The organism is Kangiella shandongensis (assembly GCF_020005365.1).
Classification (GTDB): Bacteria; Pseudomonadota; Gammaproteobacteria; order Enterobacterales; family Kangiellaceae; genus Kangiella; species Kangiella shandongensis.
This window is the reverse complement of sequence record NZ_JACNML010000009.1, coordinates 82,074-96,420: the sequence shown is the minus strand read 5'-3', so window position 1 is coordinate 96,420 and position 14,347 is coordinate 82,074. Positions and strand designations below refer to the sequence as shown.

The 14,347-nt window shown below is 45.0% G+C and carries 14 protein-coding genes; 8 read left to right on the top strand and 6 right to left on the bottom strand.

The window, feature by feature from the left end:
- Position 1 precedes the first annotated feature (1 nt).
- On the bottom strand, positions 2 to 1,762 hold the full coding sequence (locus H7708_RS10790) for a hypothetical protein (protein ID WP_223670790.1): 1,761 nt from the start codon (positions 1,760 to 1,762) through the stop codon (positions 2 to 4).
- A 122-nt stretch (positions 1,763 to 1,884) separates the two neighbouring features.
- Here H7708_RS10790 and H7708_RS10785 point away from each other — a divergent pair, with 122 nt between their 5' ends.
- From H7708_RS10785 to H7708_RS10775, 3 genes are all read left to right on the top strand, one after another.
- The gene (locus tag H7708_RS10785) at positions 1,885 to 2,169 is read left to right on the top strand and encodes a DUF4404 family protein (RefSeq protein WP_223670789.1); all 285 of its coding nucleotides are present in this window, start codon (positions 1,885 to 1,887) and stop codon (positions 2,167 to 2,169) included.
- 169 nt (positions 2,170 to 2,338) lie between these two features.
- A complete protein-coding gene (locus tag H7708_RS10780; protein WP_223670788.1) occupies positions 2,339 to 3,112 on the top strand; it encodes a DUF2884 family protein in 774 nt (257 codons plus the stop codon).
- 93 nt (positions 3,113 to 3,205) lie between these two features.
- Positions 3,206 to 5,335 (top strand): amidohydrolase family protein, encoded by a 2,130-nt coding sequence (locus H7708_RS10775; protein WP_223670787.1) that lies wholly within the window; start codon positions 3,206 to 3,208, stop codon positions 5,333 to 5,335.
- Between the two features lie 60 nt (positions 5,336 to 5,395).
- Here H7708_RS10775 and fdxA read toward each other — a convergent pair whose 3' ends face one another.
- Both fdxA and mutS read right to left on the bottom strand, forming a co-directional pair.
- Positions 5,396 to 5,719, bottom strand: a complete 324-nt coding sequence (gene fdxA / locus H7708_RS10770) for a ferredoxin FdxA (protein WP_223670786.1) — start codon at positions 5,717 to 5,719, stop codon at positions 5,396 to 5,398.
- 39 nt (positions 5,720 to 5,758) lie between these two features.
- Complete coding sequence (gene mutS, locus H7708_RS10765) at positions 5,759 to 8,374, bottom strand: DNA mismatch repair protein MutS (protein WP_223670785.1); 2,616 nt, start codon at positions 8,372 to 8,374, stop codon at positions 5,759 to 5,761.
- A 166-nt stretch (positions 8,375 to 8,540) separates the two neighbouring features.
- Here mutS and H7708_RS10760 point away from each other — a divergent pair, with 166 nt between their 5' ends.
- Complete coding sequence (locus H7708_RS10760; RefSeq protein WP_223670784.1) at positions 8,541 to 9,071, top strand: CinA family protein; 531 nt, start codon at positions 8,541 to 8,543, stop codon at positions 9,069 to 9,071.
- 34 nt (positions 9,072 to 9,105) lie between these two features.
- Here H7708_RS10760 and H7708_RS10755 read toward each other — a convergent pair whose 3' ends face one another.
- Both H7708_RS10755 and H7708_RS10750 read right to left on the bottom strand, forming a co-directional pair.
- Positions 9,106 to 9,492 carry a hypothetical protein gene (locus H7708_RS10755; RefSeq protein ID WP_223670783.1) on the bottom strand — a complete coding sequence of 129 codons (387 nt, stop codon included), beginning with the start codon at positions 9,490 to 9,492 and terminating at the stop codon, positions 9,106 to 9,108.
- Between the two features lie 118 nt (positions 9,493 to 9,610).
- On the bottom strand, positions 9,611 to 9,994 hold the full coding sequence (locus H7708_RS10750) for a MerR family transcriptional regulator (RefSeq protein ID WP_223670782.1): 384 nt from the start codon (positions 9,992 to 9,994) through the stop codon (positions 9,611 to 9,613).
- A 94-nt stretch (positions 9,995 to 10,088) separates the two neighbouring features.
- On the opposite strand from H7708_RS10750, the gene H7708_RS10745 reads away from it, so the two are divergent.
- A complete protein-coding gene (locus H7708_RS10745) occupies positions 10,089 to 10,850 on the top strand; it encodes a MauE/DoxX family redox-associated membrane protein (protein ID WP_223670781.1) in 762 nt (253 codons plus the stop codon).
- Positions 10,851 to 11,018: 168 nt separating this feature from the next.
- Here the strand turns inward: H7708_RS10745 and H7708_RS10740 are convergent, their stop codons facing one another.
- Positions 11,019 to 12,119 (bottom strand): alkane 1-monooxygenase, encoded by a 1,101-nt coding sequence (locus H7708_RS10740; RefSeq protein ID WP_223670780.1) that lies wholly within the window; start codon positions 12,117 to 12,119, stop codon positions 11,019 to 11,021.
- A 91-nt stretch (positions 12,120 to 12,210) separates the two neighbouring features.
- Between H7708_RS10740 and H7708_RS10735 the strand changes: the two genes are divergently transcribed.
- The 3 genes from H7708_RS10735 (at position 12,211) to recX (ending at position 14,305) form a co-directional block, all read left to right on the top strand.
- Positions 12,211 to 12,570 (top strand): VOC family protein, encoded by a 360-nt coding sequence (locus tag H7708_RS10735; protein ID WP_223670779.1) that lies wholly within the window; start codon positions 12,211 to 12,213, stop codon positions 12,568 to 12,570.
- Between the two features lie 182 nt (positions 12,571 to 12,752).
- Positions 12,753 to 13,784 (top strand): recombinase RecA, encoded by a 1,032-nt coding sequence (recA, locus tag H7708_RS10730; RefSeq protein WP_223670778.1) that lies wholly within the window; start codon positions 12,753 to 12,755, stop codon positions 13,782 to 13,784.
- Positions 13,785 to 13,807: 23 nt separating this feature from the next.
- Positions 13,808 to 14,305 carry a recombination regulator RecX gene (gene recX, locus H7708_RS10725; protein ID WP_223670777.1) on the top strand — a complete coding sequence of 166 codons (498 nt, stop codon included), beginning with the start codon at positions 13,808 to 13,810 and terminating at the stop codon, positions 14,303 to 14,305.
- Positions 14,306 to 14,347 lie beyond the last annotated feature (42 nt).

The following is a 14,347-nucleotide window of genomic DNA, read 5'->3' as shown; positions in this document are numbered from 1 at the left end:
CTTACTTCGCGTGGAACTTGCTTTCAGTTACGATGCCTGAGCCGTTGATGTCGAATGTACCTTTGATGGTACCATCAGCCTTCTTAAGCTCAGAGAATACTTCCCTTTGTTCTTCTAACATTTGCTTGCTGTCGCCGTAAGCATCTTCAGCTGCAGAGGCCATAACTTCTTCCATAATCCCCATGTACTTTTTAAAGTCCATAGTGAAGCTGATCAGGCCGTTTTTATCCATGCTGCTGTTGTTTTCAATTTTACCAGCAAGTGAATCAGTGTTACCTAACAGAAGAATGAGATCGTGACCACGTAGAGCAATTTTAACTTCAGGGCCCATACCCACTGGCAATGCTTGTGGCTCACCACCATCTTCCAACTGCATCTCAGCCAGCTCTGGAGCATACATGCCTAGAGACTGAAGAAGGTTTTGTGGCTTTTCAGCTGTAACCGTAACCAGGATTTGGCTGTTTTCCATGAACGCCATTGGGTTACGCTCAAGGTTAGACAGTGAGCTTTCATCCATTTCAACAATGCTGAAGCCCGCACCTTTAATGCCGGCAACCATGCCCGACATCATGCCAAGCATCATTGGGTTAGACTCACGCAAGCCTTTCTGCATCTCAACCAGAGGAGGGCAAGTAAAGTCTTCTTTAGTCAGGCCTTCCCAAACACTAGTGATAACCGGAACAACCTGATCCATATCCAGACCAAGGCCCATGCTCATGACATAGTCGTCTTTAGCAACGTTGCTCGAGATATGACCGCGTAGCTGACCCAGAGTATCTAATAGATCGGTATTCGCACCTTTTAACACCATTTTATAACTGGCATTGCTGTCATCAAACTCAGTATAACCTGCAGACAATAGAGGCCAGTTTTTAGTCAGCCCCGTTAATTCTGTATTACATGCTGGAGTTTGAATGTCCTGCATTTCGTTAGCAGCGCCATAAGCAGTCATTATTTCTTGGAGACTTTTACCAAAGGCATTTGCACTAGGCTTAGTAATACCGTCAACGATAGCCAGGTTGTCCAGCATAAAGATTGAATAACCAAGGTAACCGTTATCAGAAGCAACGTCATTTAATGAACCGCCGTCTAAGATGTTAGTTGCAGGCTTTTCGCTTAAAGTAACCTGTAGATCTTTGGCATCGTCTAGCAAAGTGTTAACCGTAACAATAGCCTGATTATCATGGCTGGCAACAACCAATTGGAATGGTACTTCGTCTGCACCGTCATTCATGCTGTATTGACGGTATTCAACGCCGTTTACCGTGTTAACAGTTGCAGTTACGTTTTGTTCAGTTTCGATTGTTTGAATCGCTTTCGCAAAAGTATCAGTACCATCCAGCTCTAAGCGAATAACAGGTAAGGCTCCCACTGTGTAGAATGCCATGTTTAATTCGCTACGAAGGCCAAGTTCGCTGATTGATTTATTTTTAACCGCTTCTAAGTAGTCACCATAAAGGCTAACTAAAACACGAGCTGCATCAGGAGCGTCGTCTAGATTAGCTTGGATATCTTCCATACCAGAGCCCATCATTGTGGCTGTGTCGAAGCCCATTTTGCTGCTCATTTCTAGAGCTTTAGCAAAATCCATTGGCTCAACGCTACCAGCGAAAAGTACCGTGTCAGCTGGAACATATTCAAGAACAGGGTTGTCAGATGGCAATGAAGTGCTGGTTAAGCCACCAAGCTTCCCTCCTTTATAAAAATAAATCCCTACTGCAATAGCAATTGCTATTACAATGATAATGAGTAGTTTTTTCATAATAGTCCTTCTATATTGTTGTGATCGCAGGCGAAATTATATGCGATCATAGTGTTCAGACCAATGAATTTTATGTTTCTTTAGCCTAGAATGGGTAAAAAAATGTTTCAAAGGTGGTAAATATGACAGATACAAGCAACAGTAATAAAGAGCTGACATCTAAAGTTGATGAGTTAGTGTCACTGATTGAGTCGCAAAAAGACTTTTCAGAAGATGAAACGAAAGTCCTGGCGCAATTGGAATTATTGATTGAGGCACGCTTATTCCAACAGGATGCCGAGGAAAACCCGGAAGAGTACCTGCTAGAGCGGTTCCAGGAGCGGCTGTATAATTTTGAAAGGGAGTATCCCTCTTTGAGTAGCTTTATCCGACGTATTTCAAATAGTTTAAGCAATATTGGTGTCTAAAAACAAATAGGGACTTATAAAACAACGGCTTAGGGCGTTTCCCCTCAGCCACAGGCGTTTACATTTTGTTACGCTATAGCGTGTATTTTCACACTATTTCACTAAACCTTTTTAGTGAATTCCTTCATCTTATAAGTGTACCAACGATTATTTAATAAAGGAGTTCACTATGATTCAATCTATGAAATCGACTGTATTGGCCGTTGGCCTGGTCTTAGCAGCCTCCGGTGCTACAGCACATTCTAATGACGTCAGTTGTGATGCTGACTTTGCCTACAACATCGACATTCAGGGCGATGATTTGAGCTTTTCCAGTGAGCAGCAGCAAAAAGTGCTGATCACAGCAGGTGATAGCCTGTATCTCGATGGTGAAAAGCAGATGCTATTCCCCGAGCAGTTAGCTCTGTTACAAGCATACAATCAGCAGGTTAGAGAGTTATTGCCCGTAGCGTCGGACGTTGCCGAAGAGGCAAGTGCTATCGCGGTTGAGGCCGTTGGTATGGTGACAGCGGCGCTAATGCAGGATGAGCCTGAAAAAGCTGAAGAATTTATGGCTAAGGTCGAGAAAATTTCGACGGATCTAAAACAGCACATCAGTAAAACCCATCTCCGCCCACAGGGTGTCGAAGACTATTTTGAGAGCTCTGATTTTGAAGCAGAGTTTGAAGCCCTGGTTGAAACGGCAGTGACGGATTTTGTCGAAAACAATGTCGGTGAAATGATCGCGGCTGCCATGAGTGGCAATGAGGAAAAGGTTAAAGCCTTCGAGCAGCGCATGGAGGCCTTTGGCAAAGAGATGGAAACTCAGATCGAAGCTAAAGCAGAGAAGCTGGAGCGACATGCCGAAGAGCTGTGTATGTTGGTCGAAAAGATTGATAAGAAAGAAGCCGATCTGGTTAAGGCTTTTGGCAGGTTTGACAATTATCAGTTGATCACTGATTAATCAGTGCTCTATGAATAAGCCCGGCTAAGGCTGGGCTTTTGTCGTATTTACTGGTACAACATAGGCACGACTAAAAACTAAGGACTAAAGGGTATGAAAAAACAATTAACCGTTTCCGCTCTTGCGATGAGCATCATATTGGCTATTAGTGGTTGTAATGATAATGCGGAGACTAAAAAATCCGTAAGCCAGCCTGAAAGTAAAAAGGACGTAGAGCAGGTACCGAAAACGAATGATAGCGTAGCTGAGAAAGAGCAGCAGCCAGGTGCGGCTACAACACCAACCGCGACTTACAACATTTATAATAAAGAAGACCAGGCGGGCTTTGTACAGGTAGAGCGTGATGGCAATACCATCAAAGCTCATATGGAGCTTGGCTGGAACAACCGTCGTATCAATATTGATGAAACCACTGTGGTCGGAGAGGGTGGCTATATCATCCAGCAGGACATTAAGGGCATATCAGCCTTTGGTGCGCCAATTGATGAGTCTTTCAGCATGGAGGGCGGTAAAGCTCAGTGGAAAAGCCTGAATGAAGAAGGTAGTGCTGACGTTGATACGAGTAAACTGTATATTTCAAGCGATGGGACCGGGATGACGTCCAATTTGCTGATAAAGCGTTTACTGGATGATGAAGACGGTAAAGTTGATCTGCTTCCGAGCGGTACGGCATCCCTAATCGAACTGGATAAAGTTACTTTAACTAACGGTGACGAAACGAAAACCGTTCGTTTATTAGGTATCGTCGGGCTCGGTTTCACGCCAGAGTTTGGCTGGTATGACGAAAACAACAATTTCTTCGCTTCTGACAGTGGCGGCTGGTTTGGTGTTATCGCTAAAGGCTGGGGGCGTGAAAACCTGGAGAAACTGCAAAAGAAACAGAAAGAGGCTGATAACCAGTATCTGGAAGATCTTTCGCATGAACTAACTCACACCTCTGATAAACCGATTTTGGTGATAAACGCTAATTACGTTGACGTTGAAAAAGGTGAGTTAATCGAAGGGAAGTCTATTCTGGTAAAAGACGGCACGATTACTGAGATTGGTCAGCTCGAGGCGAGCGATGACTATACCGTGGTCGATGCGAATGGTAAGACCCTGATCCCGGGACTTTGGGATATGCATGGTCACCTGACTAAGTCTAATGGTTTATTGAACGTCCCGGCTGGCGTAACCAATGTACGTGATATGGGCAATACTCACGATAATATTACGGCTATCGAAGAGTTGAGCGAAGGTGGTGACATCATTGGTAGCGATGTATACCGTGCTGGCTTTATGGATCGTGAAAGCCCTTATGCCATGAAAATGGGTAAAACGGTCAGCTCTTTAGAAGAAGCGAAGGAAGCGGTGGACTGGTATGCAGACCGTGGCTATATTCAGATCAAAACGTATAGCTCGATGGAGCCCGAGTGGGTAAAACCTCTGGCAGAACATGTTCACGCTAAAGGCTTGCGCCTGAGCGGCCACATTCCTGCCTTCATGACGGCAGAAGAAGCGGTCGATGCTGGCTTTGATGAGATCCAGCACATTAACATGCTATTCCTTAATTTCCTTGGCAAAGGTGTCGACACCCGTAAGCGACTACGCTTCTCCATGGTGGGTGAAAAAGCTGGTGATCTTGATTTAGACAGTAAAGAAGTGAATGACTTTATTGCCAAGTTAAAAGAAAAGGGGATTGAGGTCGATCCTACGGTATCTACGTTTAATAGCCTATTCCGTAAATCAGGTGAGATTGACCCAGAAATTGCGCCGGTTTATGAGCATCTGCCAGCCAACGTCGCGCGTGGCTATACTAAACCAGTGATGGACATTAGCGCAGAAGAACGAGCAGCCTATGATGCTTCGATGAAGGCTATGACGGCGATGGTTAAGAAGCTCCACGACAATGGCGTTCCTATCGTTCCAGGTACTGATGCCATTGCGGGCTTTACTTTGCATCGAGAGCTGGAACTGTATGCTGATGCCGGTATTTCAAATGCCGATGTTTTAAAACTGGCGACAATCGGTTCGGCCAAAGTCGTGGGTAATGAAGACAATGTTGGATCGATCACTGAAGGCAAACAGGCTGATTTAGTCTTTGTCGATGGTAATCCACTGGAAGATATGAGCGATTTGCGCCAAATTGCTTTAGTGATTAAAGGTCAGCGTCTTTATAAGCCAGATGAGATTTACGAAGCGATTGGTGTAAAACCGTTTACCGACTCAATTGACTTTGAATAATTAAGCAGCGAATATAAAAAAGCCCTCATTCTGAGGGCTTTTTTTAATGTACTGTTCTTGCTACTTTTCCAGCAATTCGAATTTACCTTCCTTACCATCCCACTCGGCAGCATCCGGTAGTGGATCCTTTTGCTCGGTGATATTAGGCCACTCTTCAGAGAGTTCGGCGTTGAGTTCGATAAAGTGCTCCTGGCCTGCAGGCACATCATCTTCTTCGAAAATCGCTTCGGCAGGACATTCCGGTTCGCATAATGCACAATCAATACACTCGTCAGGGTTGATGACCAGAAAGTTTGGCCCTTCGTAAAAGCAGTCTACCGGACAAACTTCCACGCAATCGGTGTATTTACATTTTATGCAGTTTTCGGTTACTACGAACGCCATGAATGTCTCCTAAATCTTTTGGTTTTGCTAACCGCAGCGTTATTTTAGCGATTCTTTTAACTTATACAATAGTTCCAGCGCTTCACGAGGCGATAAATCGTCCGGTGAAATACTTTCCAGAAGTTCCAAGGCTTCGCTTGAAGCTTGCTCTGTTTCACCTGCTTCAGCTAATAAATCAAGCTGTGGCATGACTTCATCGTTGTTACTACCATCTGCTTCATGCGTACCGTGTTGCTCAAAGTACTGTAACAAAGCTTTGGCATTTTGGATCACGGCTTTGGGTAAACCCGCAAGTTGTGCCACCTGGATACCGTAGCTTTGATTCGCGTGTCCTTCGGCAATCTGGTGTGAAAATACCAGTTTGGTTGAGCCAGACTGCTTTGATTCATACTCGGTCGCGCCAAAATGAACATTGGCACAATCGTTCCACTCCTGAATTTGCTGGGTCAGCTCAAAGTAGTGGGTTGCAAACAGGGTCAGAGAGTTCAGCTTCTCATGGATATAACGCATGGTAGCAGAAGCTAGCGCCAGTCCATCAAAAGTACTGGTCCCCCGACCAATTTCGTCTAATAGTACCAAGCTGTTTGCCGTGGCGTTATTTAAAATATTAGCTGTCTCTGACATCTCAACCATAAAGGTAGAACGGCCACTGGCGAGATCATCCGAAGCGCCAATTCGAGTAAAAATTCGGTCAACGGGCCCAATGTTGGCGATGTCAGCAGGGACAAACGAGCCGGTATAAGCGAGTAACGTTATAAGCGCAGCCTGACGCATGTAGGTCGATTTACCGCCCATGTTGGGACCCGTAATGATCAAGGAGCGCCGATTAGGAGATAGCTCTAAATCATTTGGAATAAAGGGCTCTTTACTATGGAACTCAACCACTGGGTGACGACCGGCGGTTATCTTAATACCCGGCTCGTTAGAAAAGTCAGGCTTGGCAAAGTTAAGGTTTTCTGCACGCTCGGCAAAGCAGGCGAACACATCCAACTCGGCAATAGCTGCCGCTGTTTGCTGAATACTGTGTACAAACTCCTGAAGCTCGGTAATTAAGCCATCATAGAGTTTCTTCTCTAGGCTCAACGCTCGGGTTTTACTGCTGAGGACTTTCTCTTCATATTCTTTAAGCTCTGGAGTAATAAAGCGCTCGGCATTCTTCAAGGTTTGACGACGGACATATTCCGCCGGAGCTAAATCACTCTGCGCTTTTGATATCTCAATGTAGAAACCATGAACTTTGTTATAGCCCACCTTAAGGGTATTGATACCCGAGCGCTCTTTTTCTCGTTGCTCCAGTTGCAACATAAAGTCGCTGGCATCGTTGGCGAGATTACGCAGTTCATCCAGCTCAGTGTTGTAGCCTTCGGCTATGACACCACCGTCACGAATGACCATGGGCGGTTGCTCGATAATGGCCTTGTTCAAGAGTTCCTGAACTTGCGGTAGTGGCTCAATAGAATCCACAAGCGGCAGGGAAACCTGATGCTGCTTTAAGTAGTCTTTAATTTCAGCTGATTTGGTTAAACCCACCTCGAGACGTTTTAGATCTCTTGGGTTAGCGCTGCCTAAAGCCAGCCGAGTAACGATACGCTCGATATCCGCGATCTCTTTAAGATGTGACTGCAAGTCGCTGTAAATCAAGTCCTGCTTTAATGCGGACACTGCTTCGAGGCGCTTCTCGACCGAAGTTTTTTTACTGAGTGGGCTATGCAGCCAACGTTTTAGCAGCCGGGCGCCCATCACGGTTTGCGTACTGTTCATCACTTCGAACAGCGTGTTATGCGACTGGCCCTGAATGTTCTCGGTCAGCTCCAGATTTTTGCGTGTTGCGGGATCAAGTACCAAGTGGTCCGCATCCGACAGTCGTTGCAGCATACGGATGTGGGGCAGGGCATTAAGTTGTGTTTTCTTGGCATATTCCAAGACCACACCTGCGGCCGACACTGCCAGACGATAGTCTTCACAGCCGAAAGACGACAAGCTGTTAACCTTAAAATGCTCCAGTAATTTATCGTGGTTCTGTTCGTAATCGAACTCCCAGTCAGGTTGCCACTGAATGGAGCTTTTAACTAACTGACTTAAGTTCTGTTGATTATCCGCCAGTAGTAACTCTGCTGGCTTAACGCGGTGTAATTCGGCCTGTAGTGCCAGCTTGTTATCGAATTCTGACAACCAGAAACGCCCACTGGCCATATCCAGACAGGCTAAGCCAAAATGATTATTTTTCTTGTACACTGCAGCCAGAATATTCTCTGAAAGTGCATCGAGCAGGTTTTCGTCGTAAAGCGTCCCCGGCGTCACAATACGAACAACTTTCCGCTCGACAGGCCCTTTGCTTGTCGCTGGGTCGCCCACCTGTTCGCAGATAGCTACCGACTCACCCAGTTTAACGATTCGAGCCAGGTATGAATCCACCGCATGAAAGGGCACGCCCGCCATTGGGATTGGCTCGCCCGCCGAAGAGCCGCGCTTGGTTAGCGTAATGTCCAATAACTCAGCCGCACGTTTAGCATCATCATAAAAGAGTTCGTAAAAATCACCCATGCGATAAAACAGTAGGTAATCCTTATGATCCTGCTTTAAACGCCAATACTGACGCATCATTGGGGTATGGTGTTGTAGTGCTTCGTCGTTAATAATTTCCGCTTTAGACATGCTTATTGTTATCAGTAGCTTTTCGGTTGAATGATGAGTTAAAAGCAATGACCATTGCCATTAAGCTCATGAGCGCCTATTCTTAGCACTGAAAAGAGCAAAGAATTACAGCGCTCAGACTAAGCCCATAGCTTAACGGATTTCGACCAAAAGAGGTAGATTAAGATTGCCCAATTCCAGAAAAAATACAGGGACTTCTGTCTTAGAAAGTAACCTCAAAAGTGACTTAGAAAACTTATTAAAAGAGTTATCTAACTTATTAATAAAAAAAGATTTAATGCTGGTCACGGCTGAGTCCTGTACCGGTGGTTTAATCGCAGCATCCTGTACCGAAATCCCCGGCAGTTCACAGTGGTTTGATCGCGGTTATGTCACTTATACCAACCAGGCCAAACACGATATGCTCGATGTTCCGATGGAGTTGATAGAGCAGCATGGCGCTGTTTCAAAAGAAGTAGTAGAGGCCATGGCTCTTGGTGCTTTCCAAAAGTCAGGCGGTAAAAAACGAATCGCCATATCTGTCAGTGGCATCGCAGGTCCAGACGGCGGAACTCCTGAGAAGCCAGTGGGAACCGTCTGGCTTGGGTATGCCGATGAGCATGTTGTTGAAAGTAAGTTGCTCAAATTAGAGGGAGAAAGGGGAGAAATTAGGTACAAAGCTGTCATTCAATCCCTAAAGGGTGTTTTGAATCTTTAAGTTGAGTTATTTTTTAACCGTTACAATTTACCAGTTATTTAGAAGTCACCCTAACTTTTGGCTTGCGGGCTTTTAACTCTTTTTGAATTAACTTTTCTAACTCTTCGTTCTCATTTTGCTCAGCTAATGTTTGTATTCTTTCATCGTATGAGAATAATCTAGCAATATTACTCCCACGATTTATGTCTTTCTCTATCAACTTTTGTTTCCTAGAAAATAGTGTAATTGATGCTATAAAGACCAATAAAGCTAATACTAATAATAAACCAAATTCAGGATGGTTATTGTAATTTTTATATGCTGAAATCATCACGCTTGCGAAAATGATAAGTGATAAAACACAAGCCAAGGATCTGATAATTAATCTTAATCTTAGTTTTGATTTATATTTCTCTAATTGAGCTCTAACCTTTTGATCCATTTCGTCTGCCAACTGATATTTTATGCCTAATATACTTTAGGGTGTTTTTTTTATTTTTTCAACTTTGTGACTAATACAAGCAAGATAATGCTACCAGTAGGGGAGTGTTATGAGTGATTCAAACCTCAAAAGCTTTCAAAATAGCGCAAGGCTTATTTTGCCCCCCTGACTCACATTGGTGGAACAGGTTTTTCAAACGATCTCTGGCTTGTTGCATTTCTTCGATCTTGTCATCGAGTTCTTTAATTCTGGCACTGGCGAGTTCCTGAGCGCGCTGATGGTCATGGCTGGTATCCAGCGCTAATAGCTCTTTAATTTCACTGAGCGTAAAACCTGCTTTCTGTGCTTCTTTGATAAATTTCAGTCGTCGCAGATCCTCTTCGCTATATTGCCTGAACCCTTCAGTTTTGTTGGGAACATCGATGAGCTCTTTCCGCTGATAGTAGCGAACGGTTTCTACGCCAATGTTGGCTGCTTTTGCCAGTTTTCCAATGGTCAGCATGGTTTCTACCTTTCGTTAAACAGAATGCCTTGACTCCGTACCATGGTACAGAGTTTATATTAGCATCATCATTTGAATCAAGGAGTACTTTTTTATGAGTGCGACTAACAAGAAAACCGCAACGCTTTACCGTATGTCTACAGACAAACATACCTGTCCCTTTGGATTAAAGTCTAAGGATTTATTAAAGCGCGAAGGTTATGAGGTGGAGGACCGTATCTTATCGAATCGTGAAGAAACGGATGCCTTTAAGGCAAAGCATGATGTCGAGACTACACCGCAAACCTTTATTGGTGGTGAGCGCGTCGGTGGCTATGAAGCTCTTCGTCAGCATTTAAGTAAAAAGGTTAAAGACCCCAGTAAAAAGACTTATCGCCCAGTGATTGTGTTGTTTGTGATGGCGGCTTTGACCGCAATGGCAGCGAGTTTTGCCAGTTCGGGACATGAGCTGGGTAATGCTTTTACCGTGCAAACAATTGAGTGGTTTGTCAGTTTCGCCATGGTATTACTGGCAATGTTGAAGCTGCAGGACGTCGAGAAGTTTTCCACCATGTTCTTAAACTATGATCTGCTAGCAAAACGCTGGGTGCCTTACGGCTATGTGTATCCTTTTGCCGAAGGGCTGGCGGGTGTCTTAATGGTTTCCGGTGCACTAACTTGGTTATCAGCTCCCATAGCGCTGTTTATCGGTACGGTCGGAGCGGTATCAGTCTTTAAAGCGGTGTATATCGATAAACGAGAGCTGAAGTGTGCCTGTGTCGGTGGAGGAAATAATGTGCCACTTGGTTTTATATCGCTGACAGAGAATTTGATGATGATAGCGATGGGGCTTTATATGGGGAGCAAGCTGTTTTAGTCAGTTATAGGCTGGGGCTAACCCCAACACATCATTGCTGGGCTTCGCAAGCTCAGCACCAGCTCACAGTTTTGTCATCCTGAGCTATGCACAGGAGCTTGTTGTTGGAATATCATAAAGGTGGTTTTGTTGGGTTACGAAGATAAGCTTCTAACCGAACCTATAATATTATTTGTAATACTGATCAATTATTGGGTTCATGACCTTTTTCCATAGCGGCGGTATCAGTGTCAATAACGTCATGGCGGCGTAGCCAGCGGGGAGCTGTGGGCTGTCCTCATGATGTTGCAATACCTGATAGCGTCGCTTGGGGAAGGCATGATGATCCGAGTGTCTTTGTAGATGAATCAGTAAAATATTGGTCAGGAAGAAGTTCGAGTTCCAAGAGTGGTGGTGAGTGACATATTCATACTTGCCATTGTCGAGCTTTTTACGGCGCAAACCATAATGTTCAACGTAGTTGATGATTTCCAATAGGGTAAAGGCAACAAAGCTTTGCGCCAGAAAAAACACCAAACCTATCCAACCAAAGAACACCAGCGCAAGAATTGCCCAGAGCAAACTGAATCCGTACCAGATAAACAGCTCATTCTTTAGGCTCCAAGGGGACAATTCTTTGCGCTTTAATCGCACAGACTCTAATTTCCAGGCGTTGGTGATGTTATGTCTCCAAGCTCTGGGAAGGAAGTGGTAAATCGATTGGTTATAATCTGCCGAAGAAGGATCTTCGGGCGTCGATACATTAACATGATGCCCGCGAACATGCTCTACCTTAAAGCCGCCATAACAGACCAGGCTGAGTAAAAGGCCGCCGCAGAAGCGCTCAAACTTACTGTTTTTATGAACAAGTTCATGTGCGACGTTGATTGCCAGTACACCACTAACAATACCTATGTTCAGTATCCACCCAATTTGCCCCGTGAGTGTTAAGGTGGGAGCGGTGACCTGATATAACCCAAGAGCCATTACGGCAAACATGATTGGTACTGTCAGGAGAGTTAGCCACTTATAAAAGGCTTGGTTGGAGACTGTGTCCATCAACTCTTTGGGGACATTCATCGAGTCCCGGCCTAATAGCCAGTCTAAAACAGGAATCACGCCAAAGAAAAACACAACGGCAAAGTAGGGCGCGAGATTTTCAGTCAGCATGTTTGTTTCTGATAGCCAGAATGAAATGAATGGGATGGCTCCTGATACCAGAAATAAGGAATAGGCGTATTTCTTCAGGGTAATGGTCAGCGATGGCTTTGCTATGTTGCTCTTGCTCATAATTTAATCAGTCCTTTTGTTAGTTCCATTATTTAACGGATGTGTGTAAATTGCAAAGAGTGAAGAGTCAACTTTAATTCTCGGAGGAGTCATGGAGCTTGGACAGGTTGCAATCACCGTTTCAAACATTCAGTCAGCATTATCTTTTTACCGGGATGCCCTGGGGCTGGAGTTCCTTTTTGCACCAAGTGACAATCTGGCATTTCTTCAGTCTGGCGACACGCGCATCATGCTGACTAAGCCACAGGGGGCTGGTGAAGTAGGAAAAAATTCGATTTTGTATTTTTATGCTAGCGATATTGAGGCGCGCTATAAAGACATTGTCTCTAAAGGTGCCAGTGGCGAGCGGGAACCTGAGCTTGCAGCTCAAATGCCGGACCATGAATTGTGGATAGGTTTTATCAAAGACCCGGATGGAAACTTGATTGGCCTGATGGAAGAGAAACGCTAGTACAAGTCGCACCAGAAGGTTGAAATTTAGACAGTATTTTTTAATCATCAATAGCTTACCGCTATCAGGGCGATTTTCTTAAGGGCGATCGAGAAATCACAGGTTACTTTTCGTAGCGGTTTGTGGAATAATCAGTCTAATTTTCTCATTCTTATAAACATATCAGTCAGTAGGTAACTTTGATGGATGACAACAAAAAGAAGGCACTCGGTGCTGCTTTAGGCCAGATCGAGCGCCAATTCGGTAAAGGTTCTATTATGCGCCTTGGCGACGGTTCTGCAGCTAAGGGCATCGAAGCAATTTCAACAGGTTCGTTGGGTCTGGACATTGCATTGGGTATTGGCGGTTTGCCAAAAGGTCGTATCGCTGAGATTTATGGCCCTGAGTCTTCTGGTAAAACAACGTTAGCCCTACAGGCTATCGCCAGCTGCCAGGCTGACGGCGGAACTGCTGCATTCGTGGATGCTGAGCATGCACTGGATCCGGTCTATGCTGAAAAGCTGGGTGTGAACCTTGATGAATTGATTGTCTCTCAGCCAGATACGGGTGAGCAGGCGCTGGAAATCACTGACATGTTAGTGCGCTCTGGTGCTGTAGACATCGTGGTCGTTGACTCGGTTGCTGCATTGACGCCAAAAGCGGAAATCGAAGGTGAGATGGGGGATTCGCACATGGGCCTTCAGGCACGTTTGATGTCACAGGCATTGCGTAAGTTAACGGCTAACATTAAGCGCTCGAATACGCTGTGTATCTTCATTAACCAGATTCGTATGAAGATTGGAGTCATGTTCGGTTCTCCAGAAACCACTACTGGTGGTAATGCGCTTAAGTTCTACTCTTCAGTGCGTCTGGATATTCGCCGTATTGGCCAGATTAAGCAGGGCGATGAAATTATCGGTAACGAAACACGCGTGAAAGTAGTTAAAAATAAAGTTGCACCTCCGTTCAAGCAAACCGAATTCCAGATTCTTTATGGTGAAGGTACGTCACTCGAGGGTGAGATCCTTGACTGGGGCGTCAAAGAAGGTCTGGTCGAGAAATCTGGTGCCTGGTACTCCTACCAGGGCAATAAAATTGGTCAAGGTAAACAGAACGTCATTCAGTTCCTGAAAGACAATACCGAGATCAAAGAAGAAATCGAAAAGAGTCTTCGCGACAGCCTTCTCGTAACGGCTAAGCCTCAAGAAGAGGTTGAAGCGCCGGAAGAAGCTTAATCAAAATGACATTTCTTTAGCCTATGGGGTTTAAGAAACCACCACGTGATTATAAAATCATCGCGATGGACTTATTAGCACGCCGGGAACATTCCCGGCGTGAACTTATTGAAAAGCTAAAAGTTCGTGGTTTTGAAGGGGAAGAGGTCGCAGCCTATCTTGGCCGGTTGGCAGAGCGAGGCTTACAAAGTGACCAGCGGTTTGCCGAAAGTTTCATCCGGCAACGTTCTCAGAATGGTTACGGTCCTGTACGCGTCCGGCAGGAGTTGCGGCAGAAAGGCATTGAAGACTCGGTTATTAGCCTCCATTTTGAGTCCATGGAGATTGATTGGTATAAAGTTGCTGTCATGGCATGGCGGAAAAAGTACAATCAGGCGCCCGGTTCGGATATGAAACTTCGAGCCAAACAAACCCGTTTTTTGCAATATCGGGGGTTTGACTTCGATATGATTAATTATGCTTTATCTTCCGGCCCTGTGTCTGAGGATGAAGAACAGGATGACGATTTTGGACTGCTTTAGTCCAGAACGTTTTATTAAACAGTAGCTTAAGAGTAGATAGTA

What these genes read in the sequence shown, in the direction of transcription:
- H7708_RS10790 (WP_223670790.1), bottom strand. Translation starts at nt 1,762, where the DNA reads ATGAAAAAACTACTCATTATCATTGTAATAGCAATTGCTATTGCAGTA.
- H7708_RS10785 (WP_223670789.1), top strand. Translation starts at nt 1,885, where the DNA reads ATGACAGATACAAGCAACAGTAATAAAGAGCTGACATCTAAAGTTGAT.
- H7708_RS10780 (WP_223670788.1), top strand. Translation starts at nt 2,339, where the DNA reads ATGATTCAATCTATGAAATCGACTGTATTGGCCGTTGGCCTGGTCTTA.
- H7708_RS10775 (WP_223670787.1), top strand. Translation starts at nt 3,206, where the DNA reads ATGAAAAAACAATTAACCGTTTCCGCTCTTGCGATGAGCATCATATTG.
- fdxA (WP_223670786.1), bottom strand. Translation starts at nt 5,719, where the DNA reads ATGGCGTTCGTAGTAACCGAAAACTGCATAAAATGTAAATACACCGAT.
- mutS (WP_223670785.1), bottom strand. Translation starts at nt 8,374, where the DNA reads ATGTCTAAAGCGGAAATTATTAACGACGAAGCACTACAACACCATACC.
- H7708_RS10755 (WP_223670783.1), bottom strand. Translation starts at nt 9,492, where the DNA reads ATGGATCAAAAGGTTAGAGCTCAATTAGAGAAATATAAATCAAAACTA.
- H7708_RS10750 (WP_223670782.1), bottom strand. Translation starts at nt 9,994, where the DNA reads ATGCTGACCATTGGAAAACTGGCAAAAGCAGCCAACATTGGCGTAGAA.
- H7708_RS10745 (WP_223670781.1), top strand. Translation starts at nt 10,089, where the DNA reads ATGAGTGCGACTAACAAGAAAACCGCAACGCTTTACCGTATGTCTACA.
- H7708_RS10740 (WP_223670780.1), bottom strand. Translation starts at nt 12,119, where the DNA reads ATGAGCAAGAGCAACATAGCAAAGCCATCGCTGACCATTACCCTGAAG.
- H7708_RS10735 (WP_223670779.1), top strand. Translation starts at nt 12,211, where the DNA reads ATGGAGCTTGGACAGGTTGCAATCACCGTTTCAAACATTCAGTCAGCA.
- recA (WP_223670778.1), top strand. Translation starts at nt 12,753, where the DNA reads ATGGATGACAACAAAAAGAAGGCACTCGGTGCTGCTTTAGGCCAGATC.
- recX (WP_223670777.1), top strand. Translation starts at nt 13,808, where the DNA reads ATGGGGTTTAAGAAACCACCACGTGATTATAAAATCATCGCGATGGAC.